General features: G+C 69.8%; 12 protein-coding genes and 1 pseudogene. 8 read left to right on the plus strand and 5 right to left on the minus strand.

The window, feature by feature from the left end:
- Window positions 1-3: 3 nt before the first annotated feature.
- The 6 genes and pseudogenes from ACFU53_RS25570 to ACFU53_RS25595 all read left to right on the plus strand — a co-directional run.
- Window positions 4-1,365, plus strand: coding sequence for an O-antigen ligase family protein (locus ACFU53_RS25570; protein WP_383996752.1), 1,362 nt, complete (start codon window positions 4-6; stop codon window positions 1,363-1,365).
- On the plus strand, window positions 1,356-3,152 hold the full coding sequence (locus ACFU53_RS25575; protein WP_383996755.1) for a lipid II flippase MurJ: 1,797 nt from the start codon (window positions 1,356-1,358) through the stop codon (window positions 3,150-3,152). Before ACFU53_RS25570 ends, ACFU53_RS25575 begins: the two co-directional genes overlap by 10 nt.
- On the plus strand, window positions 3,136-3,900 hold the full coding sequence (locus ACFU53_RS25580; RefSeq protein WP_383996758.1) for a polysaccharide deacetylase family protein: 765 nt from the start codon (window positions 3,136-3,138) through the stop codon (window positions 3,898-3,900). The genes ACFU53_RS25575 and ACFU53_RS25580 overlap by 17 nt, the downstream gene beginning before the upstream one ends.
- Before the next feature lies 1 nt (window position 3,901).
- A complete protein-coding gene (locus tag ACFU53_RS25585) occupies window positions 3,902-5,053 on the plus strand; it encodes a glycosyltransferase (protein ID WP_383996761.1) in 1,152 nt (383 codons plus the stop codon).
- Entirely contained in the window at window positions 5,050-5,715 is a 666-nt protein-coding gene (locus ACFU53_RS25590) for a lipopolysaccharide biosynthesis protein (RefSeq protein ID WP_383996763.1), read from the plus strand. Before ACFU53_RS25585 ends, ACFU53_RS25590 begins: the two co-directional genes overlap by 4 nt.
- A pseudogene (locus ACFU53_RS25595) lies at window positions 5,712-6,812 on the plus strand (GNAT family N-acetyltransferase); the annotation flags it as partial. The gene ACFU53_RS25590 and the pseudogene ACFU53_RS25595, both read left to right, overlap by 4 nt.
- Before the next feature lie 29 nt (window positions 6,813-6,841).
- On the opposite strand, the gene ACFU53_RS25600 reads toward ACFU53_RS25595, so the two are convergent.
- Complete coding sequence (locus ACFU53_RS25600) at window positions 6,842-8,197, minus strand: glycoside hydrolase family 26 protein (RefSeq protein WP_383996766.1); 1,356 nt, start codon at window positions 8,195-8,197, stop codon at window positions 6,842-6,844.
- A gap of 217 nt (window positions 8,198-8,414) precedes the next feature.
- Between ACFU53_RS25600 and ACFU53_RS25605 the strand changes: the two genes are divergently transcribed.
- Both ACFU53_RS25605 and ACFU53_RS25610 read left to right on the plus strand, forming a co-directional pair.
- The gene (locus ACFU53_RS25605) at window positions 8,415-9,674 is read left to right on the plus strand and encodes an ATP-grasp domain-containing protein (RefSeq protein WP_383996769.1); all 1,260 of its coding nucleotides are present in this window, start codon (window positions 8,415-8,417) and stop codon (window positions 9,672-9,674) included.
- Entirely contained in the window at window positions 9,674-10,927 is a 1,254-nt protein-coding gene (locus tag ACFU53_RS25610; RefSeq protein WP_383996772.1) for an NAD(P)-binding domain-containing protein, read from the plus strand. The genes ACFU53_RS25605 and ACFU53_RS25610 overlap by 1 nt, the downstream gene beginning before the upstream one ends.
- Before the next feature lie 65 nt (window positions 10,928-10,992).
- Here the strand turns inward: ACFU53_RS25610 and ACFU53_RS25615 are convergent, their stop codons facing one another.
- From ACFU53_RS25615 to ACFU53_RS25630, 4 genes are all read right to left on the minus strand, one after another.
- Window positions 10,993-11,679, minus strand: coding sequence for an LPXTG cell wall anchor domain-containing protein (locus ACFU53_RS25615; RefSeq protein WP_383996775.1), 687 nt, complete (start codon window positions 11,677-11,679; stop codon window positions 10,993-10,995).
- A 703-nt stretch (window positions 11,680-12,382) separates the two neighbouring features.
- Window positions 12,383-12,646, minus strand: coding sequence for a hypothetical protein (locus ACFU53_RS25620; protein WP_383996778.1), 264 nt, complete (start codon window positions 12,644-12,646; stop codon window positions 12,383-12,385).
- Between the two features lie 237 nt (window positions 12,647-12,883).
- Entirely contained in the window at window positions 12,884-13,153 is a 270-nt protein-coding gene (locus tag ACFU53_RS25625) for a hypothetical protein (protein WP_383996781.1), read from the minus strand.
- Between the two features lie 508 nt (window positions 13,154-13,661).
- Window positions 13,662-13,919 carry a hypothetical protein gene (locus ACFU53_RS25630; RefSeq protein ID WP_383996784.1) on the minus strand — a complete coding sequence of 86 codons (258 nt, stop codon included), beginning with the start codon at window positions 13,917-13,919 and terminating at the stop codon, window positions 13,662-13,664.
- Window positions 13,920-14,248: the final 329 nt, after the last annotated feature.

A 14,248-nucleotide genomic window follows, 5' to 3' on the forward strand; every position in this document is an offset into this window, starting at 1 on the left:
GCCATGAGCCTCGCACTGACGCCGCTCATGCGCCGGGGCACCGTCCTGACACCGGTCCTGCCCGTGGTGGCTGTGCTCGCCCTGCTGGCGCTGCCGCTCGATCCGAGCAGCGAGGGCGGCCCCGGTCCCGCCGACGCGGTCTCCGGGTTCCTGGTGCTCTTCTGCGCGATCCGTCTCGTACGGGACCGGCGACGCCCCTTGCCGCGTACGGCCGCCGTGGTGCTGGGCCTGCCGGTCCTCGGGCTGGCCGTCGCCGCCATGGGGGCATACTCGCTCGAGGCCGGGATCGCCGGTATGGGCCGGTATCTGCAGATCTTCGTGCTCGTCCCCGCGGCGGTCCTGCTGCTGATCCGCGGCCTGGGCGACTTCCGGCTGCTGGCCTGGTCGTTCGTGGGGCTCGCGGGCTGGCAGGGGGCCGTCGGAGTGCACCAGTACGTCACCCGGACCGGCGCCTCCTTCCAGGGCGAGCAGATCCGGGCCGTCGGCACGTTCGGGCCCCAGGACGTGATGGGGATGGCGACGGTGGTCGGCATCGGCCTTGTGTGCGCACTCGCCCTCGCGCTCGGGCGGACGTCCGTACGACAACGGGGAGTCGCCCTCGCGTGCGCGCTGGCGCTGCTGCTGCCGCTCGCGCTGTCCTTCAGCCGGGGCGCGTGGATCGCGACGGCTGTGACCTGCGCGCTGCAGCTGGTCCTGGCCGGGCTGCGGCGCGCGCTCAAAGTGGCTGCGGTCGCAGCCGCGGCGGGCGTGGTCCTGGTGGGCGGTCTCGGTGTCGGCACGGCGCTGCTGGAGGAGCGGATCGACAGCATCACGCAGGTCACCGACGCCCCCGACCAGTCCGTCGTCGACCGGTACGCGATGTGGGCGGCCGCGACCGACATCTGGCGCGCACACCCGCTGACCGGCGTCGGGTTGAAGGGCTTCCCCGAGTACCGGGACGCGTACGCCTCACCGACGCTGTCGTCGGGCAGCGACACCTCGGGCGCGGGGGCCGCGTACCGGAGGCAGCCGCTGCTGTCCCCGCACAGCATGTATCTGCTGGTGCTGTGCGAACAGGGCCTGCTCGGACTGATGGCGTTCGCCGGGAGCTGGCTGGCGCTGCTGCTGTGCGTGCTGCGTGCGACGGTGCGGACACGCGTGTCGGGGCCGCACGGCCTCGACTGCGGGCTGGTCGCCTGCGGACTGCTGGCCTGGCAGCTCATCAACTTCGTGTACGCCGACATCGGCGGCCCCTCCACCGTACTGACCGCCGTGTCCTTCGGGATGGTGGCGTGGTGGGCGCTGGCCGGTAACGGCGAGGCGCAGGCCGCCCCGCTGGTTCCGGTACTCGGAAACGCGCGGGAGAGCGTGGCACGATGCCCGTGACGCCACCGCAGACTCCACGTGCGCCCGATTGCGGGACCGACGGGGCGGCCGTGCCCGCGGCGCGGGCGGCCGCGCAGGACATGGACGTCACCGACTCCTCCGCGGCCACCGGGAAGTTCATCGCGAAGGCCACTCTGATCACGGCGTCGCTGTCGGTCGCCGGGGCGCTGCTCGGCCTGGTGCGGGATCAGGCACTGGCCCAGCTCTTCGGAGCGGGCATCGAGACGGACGCCTTCCTGGTCGCGTGGACCGTACCGGAGTTCGCCGCCACGCTGCTCATCGAGGACGGCCTGGCCATCGCGATGATCCCGGCTTTCAGCCTGGCCCTGGCCCGGCGCGCCCAGGGTGTCTCGGGCGACCCGGTTCGCTCCCTCGTGGCCAGCACCCTGCCCCGCCTGTCCCTCGGCTTCGTCGCGGTATCCACGCTGATCATCGTAGGGGCCCCCTACCTGGTCGAGGCTCTGGCACCCGGCCTGACCGAACCTGACCTCGCCGCCGACTGCACCCGGCTGACGGCGACCTGTGTACTGAGCTTCGGGCTCGCCGGGTACTGCAGCGCGGCTCTGCGGGCGCACCGTCGCTTCCTGGCGCCCGCGACGATCTACGTGGCCTACAACACCGGCATCATCGTCGCGATGTTCCTGCTCGGCGAGCGCTGGGGCGTGCGATCGGCGGCGGCCGGAGTGGCGGTGGGGGGCTGCCTGATGGTCGCGGCCCAGCTGCCCTCCCTGCTGCGTCTGATGAGAACCCGACGCCCAGCCGCTTCCGGCGGCAGCGTCGACGTACGCCCGATGAGCCTCGCCCTGCTCAGCAGCGTTCTCCTCTTCGCCATGTGCCGCCAGTCCCAGGTCCTGATCGAACGCTTCCTCGCCTCCACCCTCCCCGCCGGGGCCATCTCGCACCTCAACTACGCGCAGAAGGTGGCCCAGATCCCGATGACGCTGTCGCTGATGCTGTGCACCGTCACCTTTCCGGTGGTGGCACAGGCGCTCGCCGACGGCGACACCGAACGGGCTCGCGCCCGCGTGGAGCGGGACTTGGCACTGGCTTGCCGCCTGGTGCTCTTCGGCGCGGCCACGGTGGTCGCCTGCGCGCCGCAGATCATCGCGATCCTTTTCCAACGGGGCGCGTTCACCGCGCAGGACACGGTGGTGACCGCGGGTGTCCTGCGCGTGTACGCCCTCGGGCTGCTGGGCCAGACCCTGGTGGGGGTACTGATCCGCACGTACTTCTCTGCCGGGCGGCCCACCTGGTATCCGATCGGCGCCATGACCGCGGGTGTCGTCACGACCACCTGGATCGGGGCCGGAACCGTGGACTCCTGGGGCGTGTTGGCGATCGCCGCCGCCAACGCCGCCGGCATCACCGTCACAGCCGCGCTGCTGCTCGCCGGCCTCGCGCAGGAGCGGAAGGGGCGCACCCGTCACGAGAGCGCACGGCCGGCGGGAGAACCCGCAGGACCGAGCTCGTTCGTCTTCTCGACCTGGACCGCGGCCCGCCGTCGTCGAGCCGCGCGGCCCAACGTGCCACGCGGAGTCCCCATCCGTACCCGGCACGTGCTGTCCGATCTGGGCAGACCGCTGCGGGCGGCGGCGGTCGCCACGGCGGCGGGGGCGTTCGCCTCAAGCGCGCCGGGGTCCCCGGTGGTGGGTTTCGCGGTCGGCTGCCTGACCGTGACCGCCGTTTTCCTCCTGCTCGGACTGGCCCTGGACACCCAGGGCCGCACATCCGCGCTTCATTCCGTAGGTGCCGTCACGCGGAGGCTGAGGCATGGCCGTTCCAGTTGAATCCGTCGGCACGGGCAGACGCCCCGCCGCGCGCCCCCGTCCGGTCCCGTGGGTGGCGATGTACCACTCCGTGGACGACTGCTCCGACGACCCGTACCGCATCACGGTCACGCCCGAGCGGCTGGAGCGGCAGCTGGCCTGGCTGCGCCGGCGCCGGCTGCGCGGCGTGTCCCTGCGCGAACTGTTCGCCGCCCGCGCCCGAGGCAGTGGGCGGCGCCTGGTCGGCCTCACCTTCGACGACGGATACGCCGACTTCCTCACCCACGCTCTTCCGGCGCTGCGCCACTGGAACTGCGGTGCCACCCTCTTCGTCCTGCCCGCCCGGCTCGGGGGCGTCAACTCCTGGGACCCGCTCGGCCCGCGCAAGCCGCTGCTGTCCGCCGACGGCGTCCGGCAGGTGGCTGCCGCGGGCGTGGAGATCGGTTCGCACGGGCTGACGCACGTCGATCTCACCCGGGCCGACGATGCCACGCTGAAGGCCGAGGTCACCGACAGCAGGGCACTGCTGGCGGAGCTGATCGGTACTCCGGTCGACGGCTTCTGCTACCCGTACGGCTCGGTCGACCGGCGCGCCGTCGACGCCGTACGCGAAGCCGGGTACACCTACGCCTGCGCCATCGACCCCGGCCCCCTGACGGGCCCGCACGCCCTCCCCCGTCTGCACATCGGCCAGAACGACACAGCCTGGCGGCTGCACCTCAAACACAAGCTGCACCGGCTGCGCCGGCGTCCCGTGGAGGGCGTGTGACATGAAAGCGCTGCACATCATCACCGGTCTCGGCATCGGCGGCGCCGAACAACAACTCCGTCTGCTGCTGCAGCACCTCACCGTCGACTGCGAGGTGGTGGCCCTCACCAACCCGGGCGCCGTCGCCGACGGGATCGTTGCCGACGGCGTCCGCGTGCACCACCTCGGCATGAGCGCCAACCACGACCTGTCCGCGCTCCCCCGCCTGATCCGCCTGATCCGCGCGGGTGGTTACGACCTGGTCCATACCCACCTCTATCGCGCCTGCGTCTACGGCCGGCTGGCCGCCCGACTCGCCGGCGTCAGGGCCGTGGTCGCCACCGAACATTCCCTCGGCGACTCCCAGATGGAGGGCCGGGACCTGACGTCGGGCGTCCGCGCGCTCTACCTCGCCAGCGAGCGCCTCGGCCACACCACGGTCGCCGTCTCCCCCGCGGTCGCCGACCGCCTCAGACGCTGGGGCGTGCCCTCCCCTCGCATCGAGGTCGTCCCCAACGGAATCGACCTGGCCCGTTTCCACTTCGACGAGTCCCGGCGCCACCACACCCGCCGACGCCTCGGCCTGCCGGAGGATGCCTACGTCGTCGGCGGGATCGGCCGCCTCACCGCGGGCAAGCGCTTCGACGTCCTCATCCGGGCGATGGCCCGACTCCCCGGCGACCACTGGCTGTTGCTGGTCGGTGGCGGCCCGGAGGAGAGCGTCCTGCGCCGTACCGCCCACGAGGCAGGCGTGGCCGACCGCGTCCTTTTCACCGGCGAACGCCCCAACGTTCTCGACGCCTCCCCCGGCCCCGACGTGCCCTCACTCACGTTCGCCATGGACCTGCTCGCCTCGCCGTCCTCGGAGGAGACCTTCGGGCTGGCGGTCGTGGAGGCCCTGGCGTCCGGCCTGCCCGTGCTCTACACATCCTGCCCGGCGATCGAGGACCTGCCTCCGCAGGCCGCCCCGGGTGCCCTACGCGTGCGCGGCGGCCCCGAGGCGTACGCCCGTGCCGTCGCCGCAATGCGCGCGGCAGGCCCCCGGCCCCGTACGGCTGCGGACGCCGCGCACCGCTACAGCATCTCCCGCAGCGCTGCCCGGCTCATGGACGTGTACACGGCAGCGGTGTCCAGCTCATTGCCCCCCACACCCCAGGGAGCCAGTTCGTCATGACCGACAACCCCACCCGATTCCACCGGCAGCCCGGCCACACGGCCCGCACCGGCATCCTGCGGCCCTGGTTGGTACTCGCGACCGGCACGCTCGTCGGCGGCCTGCTCGGCGGTGCCTACGGCACGGTCAAGGCCCCGACGTACACGGCGACCAGCTATGTCGTCGCCGTACCCACCAAGAATTCCGACTCGACCTCCGCGCTCGGCTTCGCACAGGCGTACGGCCGCGCCGCCACGCAGCTCGCGGTGCTCGGGGACGCGCAGTCGTCGGCCGGCGTGCCGGTGCGGACGCTGCGGCGGAACGTGCGGACGGCCACCTCGCCGGACGCGCCGATGATCGCCGTCTCGGCCACCTCCCCGCGCCCAGGCCTCGCCTCCGGCATGGCCAACGCGGTCACCCGTGCGCTGACCCGCCACGCGAACAAGACCAAGGGCAGCACCCACGTCGAACTCGTCCAGTTCTCACCGGCGGTTCGGCCGACCGAGCCGACGTCCGCGTCACCGGTGGTGACCGGTCTGGTCGGCACGAGCGCGGGCGGCCTGCTCGGCGGCCTGGCGCTGCTCGTACGGCCGAAGCGGACGGAGAGAGACGACGACGACACCGCCCGCCCTGCGTCGGTTCCCGGCCCGGCCACCGCCGCCGACGTGCATGGACAGCTGTGACGGCCGCGTACACGACGGAACTCGTCACCGACGGGCGCGCCTTCGCCGAGGTGGCCCCGGGTTGGGGGCGGCTGTACGAACGGTGCGGCGCGGCGACCCCGTTCCAGAACCACGCCTGGCTGCACTCGTGGTGGCTCTCGTACGGCAAGCCCGGCCGGCTGCGGCTCCTCCTCGTGCGCGAGGGTGCCGAACTCGTGGCCGCCGCACCCCTGATGCTCCGACGCGGCCCGGTGCCCAGGCTCGTACCGCTCGGCGGGGCGATCTCCGACTACGCGGACGTCCTCATCGACGACGAGCGGGCGGACCGGGCGGCCGCCGTGCTCGCCGAGGCGCTGTCGGCCGCCGCCCGCACCGCGCTCATCGATTTCCGCGAGGTGCGGCCGGGCGGAGCGGTCGAGCATGTCTACGAGCGCTGGAGCGGGCCGCGCCGCCGGCTCCAGGACTCGCTGTGCCTGGAGCTGCCCGCCGTGCCCATGGACGAACTGGCGTCCCGGCTGGCGTCCGGCAAGGCCCAGCGGGTCCGCGCCAAGCTGCGCAAGCTGAGGTCACTCGGCGTGGAGCGGCACGTCGTACCGCCGGACCGGGTGGGCGCGGCGCTCCAGCGGCTGCTCGAACTGCACCGGCTGCAGTGGCAGGGCCGGAACGTGACGTCGGAGCACCTGCAGACACGCTTCTGCGAGCACCTGGTGCGCTCCGTTGGACCGATGGTGTGCTCCGGCGACGCGGTGGTCACCGAGTTCCGGCTCGACGACGACGTGGTGGCCGTGGACCTGACGCTGCTGTCGCGGCGGCTCGCGGGCGGCTACCTGTACGGCGCCCATCCACGGCTGCGGGAACGCAAGGCGGACGTGGCCGTGATACTCCTCGACGCATGCAGTCAGCACGCGGGTAACGGCGGACTGGGCACGCTGAGCCTCCTGCGCGGCGACGAGCCCTACAAACGCCACTGGCGCCCCGAACCCGTCGTCAACCAGCGGCTGCTGCTGGCCCGGCGGCGCACGGCCCCGCTGATGTCGGCGGTGGTCGGCGACGTGGTCGCGCGGCGGCAGGGCAAGGAGTTGCTGCGTCGCTTCCGGGAGCGGACCGGTGGCGACGGGACCCGCGAGGGTCCCGCCGCCGACGGCCGCTATCGGGTCCGCCACCACCAGTCGAAACGCAGACACAGCCTCCCGCCGAGCCAGTGCTCGGCCAAGTCGCCGAGGTTCAGCGGCGAGCAGCCTGTCGGCAGCAACGGTGCGGTGGGTACGGGCGACGTTGCCGGTGTGGGCAGTGTTGTGGGCCAAGTCGCCGGTTCGTCCACGCGGCCGAAAAGGGCGGACCGGTAGACCCAGGACGATCTGGGATTGGCCCCGCACTGCCAGACTCCGTGCGGGCAGTAGTCGGTCAGCGTGTTGTACAACGGCTTGTGCTCATCGATCCAGGCGAGCATCCGCCGCATGTATTCGACGTTGTCCCCGTTACGGAAGAGCCCCCATTCGGGATAGGAAATGGGCTTGTTATGGGATTTCGCGAAGTCCACTTGTGCTTGAAGCCCGTACGGCTCTTTCACCTGCTCGTCGAAGGAAACTCCTCGCGGCTGGTCGTACGTGTCCATGCCGATGATGTCGACCGTGCCGTCCCCGGGGTAGCACTGCGTCCAGGGAACGGCGTCCCGGCCCCGGCTCGGCGTGAAGTCGAACCGGAATTTCTGGCCCGGAACCGAACGCATGGTGGTGACGATCCTGTTCCAGTACGCCTTCCATGCCGTCGGGTCGGGTCCACAGCGATGGGTGTAGGTCGTGCCGTTCATCTCCCAGCCGAGCACCAGTACCGTGTCCGGCACGTCCAACGCGACCAGATGCTCGGCGAGTGCACGGAAGTGATGGTCGAAGTACCCGGCCGCGCCCTGCCGCAGCAGCAACCTGACCTCGGCGTCGGAGACACCCTCCTCGTTGCGCTCCTGCATGGGCACGTTGAGGACGAAGATCCGGTCGTCCTTCGCCGTGCGCCAGCGCGCCCAAGGCGCAAGGAAGCGGTGAGTGCCCTCGATGTTGCTCCAACGGTCCCCCGGCAGATAGGTGTGACCGACGCGCAGCTCGGCGCCACCCAGCCACCTGCTGAGTCCCGTCATGCCGTACACGCCCCGGACTCCGGAGCCGAGGAACGCGCCGTAGGCGGGGCGCTCGCTGCCGGGCGACGAGGTCGTCGGCGCGGCGGCGGAAGAGTTCGGCAGAGCCGGTTTCGACGGCTCGGCGACGGGCGGGGTCGTGAAGTCCGGGGTGACCGCGGACGCCTGCGGTGCCGGCGGCGCGGCCGACGCGCCCACCGAGGGCACCGCGGGCACCGGGGGCACCGGGGTGGCCGCCATCGGAGCGGGAGGGCCGGCGAAGGGCCCCGTCCCCGCTGCGAAGCCGGTACCGGAGGCCAACGTGGCCGAAACGGCGACCGCCGCCGCGACGACCGCCAGCCGCCTGGTCCGGGCCCGACACTGCTGTAGAACCATGCCTGCTCCTTTCTCCACTCTCCTGCTGTCTTCTGCCCTGGCGTTTCTGCTGCCGTTCTTGGTCTTCTGCATTACTTTCCGTATTACTGACACTCCGTATTACTGACATCCAGTCACTTGAAGTCAGTCACATGAAATGGCATGACGCCACCGTGGTTGCGGCTTTCGAGTGCTTCGCTCGCCCGCACGGGTGAGCCGATCCGAAGGAGTGAGGTCCGTGCAGCTGCTCGACACCCGCGTCCCCGCCGTTCTGCTGCGGGTCGACCGGAATCCCTTTCACCACGGAACGCTGGGCGCTGTTCGTTCGCTCGGCAGAGCGGGAGTGGAGGTGCATGTGGTCGCCGATTCCACGGGAAGTCCCGTAGCCAGATCGCGTTTCCTGCGGGAAATGCATCCCCCGCCGCCACCCGGGTCTTCCCCCCGCGAGATCGCCGCCGCGCTGATCCGGGTGGCCACCCGGATCAAGCGCCCCGCCGTCCTGATCCCGATGGACGACGCGAGCGCGGTCGCCGTGGACCGCATGCGCGAGGAACTCGCGCCCTTCTATCTGCTGCCCGCCGGGCCCGGCGCACTGCCCGAACGTGTCGCCGACAAGGCCGGTCTGGCCGCCGTATGCGCGTCCTTGGACATCGCGCACCCGGTGACCCTGGTCCCGGACAGCCCGGAGCAGGCCGCCGACGCCACCTTGCGGCTGGGACTTCCGCTGGTGGCGAAGTGGAGCCGGCCCTGGCTGGTGCCCGCCGGCAGCACGCTGCACAGCACGGTGCTGGTGAACTCCGCTCAGCAGGCCCGGGAGCTGTATCTGCGCACCGAGGAGGCCGGCAGCCCGCTGCTGCTGCAGGCCTATCTGCCGCCGGGTCCGAACCGTGACTGGTTCTTCCACGGCTACGCCGACCGTTCCGGTGTGGTGCGCGCGGGCGGGCCGGGCCGCAAGCAGCGGGCGTGGCCGCGCGGGGCGGGCCTGACCACCGTCGGCTGCTGGACGGCCAATCCGCAGGTGCAGGAGCTCGCCGAGCGGCTCGCCGGTGAGCTCGGCTACCGCGGCATCTTCGACCTGGACTTCCGCCGCTGTGGCACGACGGGCCGCTATCACCTGCTCGACTTCAACCCGCGCCCCGGCGCCCAGTTCCGGCTCTTCTCCGACTCCGCCGGACTGGACGTCGTACGCGCCCTGCATCTCGACCTGACGCACCGTCCTCTGCCGGCAGCCGCACCGCTGGTGGGGCGGACGTTCGTGGTGGAGAACTACGCACCGCTCGCCGCGCTGCGGCCCGCGCGGCGCGGACGCGAACTGGCCTGGCACGCCCCGGACGACCCTGCTCCCGGCCGGGCGATGTGGACCCTGTGGTGCCGCCACGTGTCCCGTCGACTGCGGAAGCGGCTGCGCGCGGCCCCATCGGCACCCGCACCGGCACGCGTGGTCCATCAGGCAGCCGCACCGCCCCTCACCGACGACGAGAAAGCGAGCAGTTGCTGATGTACGACTTGCTGGTGGTGGGCGCCGGCCCATACGGCCTGTCCATCGCGTCGCACGCCGCGGCCGCCGGGCTCGACCTGCGCGTCCTCGGGCGGCCCATGGCTTCCTGGCGGGCCCACATGGCCCGCGGCATGTATCTGAAGTCGGAGCCATGGGCCTCCAACCTCGCCGACCCTGAAGGCCGTTGGCGTCTGGACGCGTACTGCGCGGCCTCGGGGCTAACGGCGCGTCACGCGGAGCCGATCCCGGTGGAGACGTTCGCCGAGTACGGCCTGTGGTTCGCGCGCAACGCCGTGCCCGAAGTGGACGAGCGCATGGTGAGCCGGGTGGCGGCCGGTCCGGTCGGCTTCGAAGCGGTCACCGAGGACGGAGAGGTGCTGCGCGCCCGGACGGTGGCGCTGGCGGTGGGTGTCATGCCCTTCACAGAGGTGCCTTCCCCCCTGCGCGGCCTGCACCCCGGACTCGTCACACACAGCAGCCATCATCGTGACCTCGGCCGCTTCCGCGGCATGGACGTCACGGTGATCGGCGGCGGCCAGGCAGCTCTGGAGACAGCGGCGCTCCTCGCCGAACTAGGCACGCGCGTACGGCTGGTGGCGCGGGCGCAGCGACTGCGCTGGAACGACGTGCCGCCACCCTTGCAGCGCCTCTGGTGGCAGTCGGCCCGCACCCCGCACAGCGGCCTCGGCTGCGGCTGGCGCAACTGGTTCTACGCCGAGCGTCCGGACCTCTTCCGTCGCCTGCCCGAGTCGACCCGCACCCGCATCGCGACTACGGCGCTGGGACCGGCGGGCGCCTGGTGGGTGCGGGACCGGGTCGAGCCGGTGGTGGAGATGCTGCTCGGCCGCGAGGTCGCCGCGGCCCGTGCGGTGCCGGGCGGCGTACGGCTGAAGACGGTGAGCCGGACTGGGGAGCTGAGCTACCTGGATACCGAACACGTGATCGCGGCCACCGGGTTCCGGGCGGCCCTGGACCGGCTCGACCTGCTCTCCGACGAGTTGCGCGGCAGCCTGGCATCCACGCCCGACGGCTCCCCCGCTGTGGGGCGGGACTTCGAGTCCTCGTGCCACGGGCTGTTCCTGGCAGGCCTGCTGACGGCATCCACCTTCGGCCCCGCCATGCGCTTCGTCCACGGAGCGACCTTCACGGCGGCAACTCTCGTACAAGGAGTACGCCACCGACTGCGCACCGCCGCCCCGCCCGCTCAAGCGATCCCGGTACCGGTGGGCCGGGGGCGCACGGAATCACCCTGAAGGACGCGCCGTCGGCGGAGGGAGCCGGGTGCCGGAGACGCATCCTCCGGCACCCGCGCGGAGCGCTATCGACCGGTCCCGGCTCGGCCTCGTCGGTACAGGATGGCGCCGCTCGTCAACAGCAGCGCGGCGATGCCCGAGGCCGCCAGTACCTGCTCGTTGGTGCCGGTCTCGGGGAGGGCGGGCGGTTGTGCCGGGGGCGAGCTCGGTGGCTTCCGCGGCGGGATGCTGGCCTGAGCGGTCGGGGGCTCCGACGCAGGCGGTGACTTCACCGGTGGCGTGATGGTGGGCGGAGACGCCGGCGGCGTGGTGGGGGGCTGTGTGGGTGGTGTGTCGCCGTAGCCGCCATAGCCGAAGTCGTCGCCGTAGCCGCTGTCGTCGCCGTAGCCGCTGTCGTCGCCACTGTCGTAACCGCTGTCGTAGTCGTAGTCGTCGTCGCCGGCGTCGCCGTAACCACTGTCGTGTCCGTCAGTCGGGGCGGAGTCGTGGGCAGCACCCTGCGACCCGCTGGAGTTCGGACCGTTGATGCGGGAGTTCACGGGGGCCGGGTCGGGCGCGGTGCTTACGTCGCCGGTGTTGGGGCTCGCGCTTGCGGGACCGTTCTCCAGGATCTGGAGGACACTGTCGCCGGGCAGGACAGCAGTCGTGTCGGACAGGGCGCCGAGTGAGCCCCCCGTGGTCTCCCCGGCGGACGAGTCCGCGAACGCCGGGATGACATACAGGGACAACACACCCGTCGCGGCGGCGGTCACGACCATTCCCTTGCTCAGGTTCTTTCGCAATCTCTTTGTCTCTCTGATCGAATAAGTAGGAAGATCCGGCCGAAGCGGCAGTCAGTTCCTCCTTCTCTTCCCACCGTTGCGCCGGGAAGCGATTTCACGCCTGCCGTAGTTTCGTCGCCACCCGATTTTCTGGCTGGTCCAGTGATGAGACCCGGTGAAGTGCCAGTACTGACAGTCAGAGCATCGGTAGATACGATCTGGGATCCTGTCCAACAGCGGCTGCCTGACCAGCCAGATCCTCGCCTCGGATTCAGTACGGAACGACGCCTTCCCCGTCTCCGGGCAACGCGGCAGGATAATTACATCAGTCATGTTCCCTCCGAGGCGCGAGCCAGCTCGCACTCCCATTCTCCAGAAGAATGGAATCGATGCTGCATCAGCAGTAAACCCCCGTATCAAGCGGACGCCCGCCTTACGGATGAGTAGCCGTCAAGCTTCATCCGAATGGCCCCGCATTGACCGCTGATGTGAATTGCGCTGATCGGATGATATCTGGTGAACGCGTCACTCTGTACGGGCTGGACGGGCCTAGAAAAAACGTCAATCTCGATATATGCAAAAAGTCAGCGGCCACCAGGGGAGGGATGGCCGCTGCCCGTACCGGATCGACTCCGCACACGCACGGAGAGATCCGGCTTCATTCATTTCTCAATCCGCCCCGGGATCCCCTGGGTCAGCGACTGCCAGGCTCTTGAGCGACCTGCGTGCAGAAATTTCCGATATTCGTAACGCTGTCACCCAGGACGGTGATCGGCGCGTTGACCGTAATCACGGAGGCGCTGAATTCCTGTTCACAGTGCAGGAACTGCGCGTTTTCGATGGCGACGGGGTCGGGCTGCTCGTCATCAGGGCAGTGAGCCTGGGCGACCCCGGCCCCCGTCAGGCTGATACCGCCGATAGCGGTTGTCACCAGCATGATCTTCTTGAACCTGTGCACGCGTAACTCCATGGATTGACTCGCGGCCACTACAAAACGCGGTGGCTCCATCCAGAACGACAAAGGAGATGTCGAGCTTCCAGCATCTCGACATCTCCTGTTCTGCGAATTATTGCCGCCGGCCCTATCGCCCCGGAGCCACCAGAGACATTGATCAGGGGCATCCGACGCGGCAATCATTGGAGCAGCGGGTCCCGCACCGAAGGCGCGAGACCCGCCTCTCCGCCGCAGGTCGGTTCAGCCTTCGATGTTGTTCGCCGTGCAGAAGTTGCCGATGTTCTGCTCCACGTCGCCGCCAAGGGGGGACGTGGGAGCGGCGGCGAAGGCGGCACCGCCGTCGAACGTCTGCTCGCACTCCACGACCTGCAGGTTGTCGATGGTGAACGGGAACGGGTCGTCGTTGGCGCTGGCAACCCCGCTGCCCGCAAGGCCGAGACCGCCGACCATGGCAACTACGGCCGCGGTCTTCTTGAGCTTGTTCATCACGTCTCCGATTTCTTCACGCACACGGACCTCTTTACGGACCGTGTCCGACTCGTCACAGACGCTAACACGACTCTCGCTTACTGCACCATTTAAGACACGCCGGATCGAGTAGGACCCATCAAGTTATGCACACCTTTTACGACAACCAGAGTAGCCGGGTGATCCGGTTGACCGGGAAATTGATATAGCAGGAATGCGAATTATCCCAGAACCACCCCGGATCCACGCTCACGGAACCGGCAGAACAGGGGCACGCATGACACACACCCCCCACCGGCGGCGGCGCGGTGGCACAGCCAGCGCCCCGCCCAAAACCAGTACCCCATAAACACGCAGCGGCAATGAGGCGCCCGGAGGAAGGGCGTTCCGACGAGCCTGCGACGAGGCAGGAATGCGCAGATTCCACGGGGACTTCCCGCCGGCCCGCAGCAGAAAGCCCAAAACAAAAGCGCCCCGGAAGGTCAACACCCTTCCGGGGCACCAGTCATCCTCGGGCGGCAACGCCGCCCACAGGCACCACAGCGCCTGATCAGCCCTCGATGTTGTTCGCCGAGCAGAAGTTGCCGGTGTTCTGCTCCAGATCACCACCGGTCACGGGAGCTTCGGCGGCGACTTCGCCTCCGGAGTACTGCTCGCACTCCACGACCTGCAGGTTGTCGACCAACGGGAACGGGCCGTCGTCGGCACTGGCAACCCCGCCGCCCACAAGGCCGAGACCGCCGACCATGGCCACTACGGCAGCGGTCTTCTTGAGCTTGTTCATCACGTCTCCGATTTCTTCACGCACACGGACCCCCTTACGGACCGTGTGCGACTCGTCACAGACGCTAACACGACTCCCACTTACTGCACCATTTCCGACACGCCCGATTGAGTAGGACCAATCAAGTTATGCAAACCTTTTACGACAACCAGAGTAGCCGGGTGATCCGGTTGACTGGAAATTGATATTGCAGGTATGCGAATTACCCCAGAACCACCCCTGATCCGCGCTCACCAGTGACCCACCGAGGCCAATGCGCATATTCACAGGGACTTCCCGCCGGCCCGCGACAGAAAGCCCAAAACAAAAGCGCCTCCGGCGGGCAGTGGGAACAAGGGCCACACCCTTGTTCC

Origin of the sequence: Streptomyces sp. NPDC057474 (assembly GCF_042802555.1) — a bacterium.
In the GTDB taxonomy this organism is placed as follows: domain Bacteria; phylum Actinomycetota; class Actinomycetes; order Streptomycetales; family Streptomycetaceae; genus Streptomyces.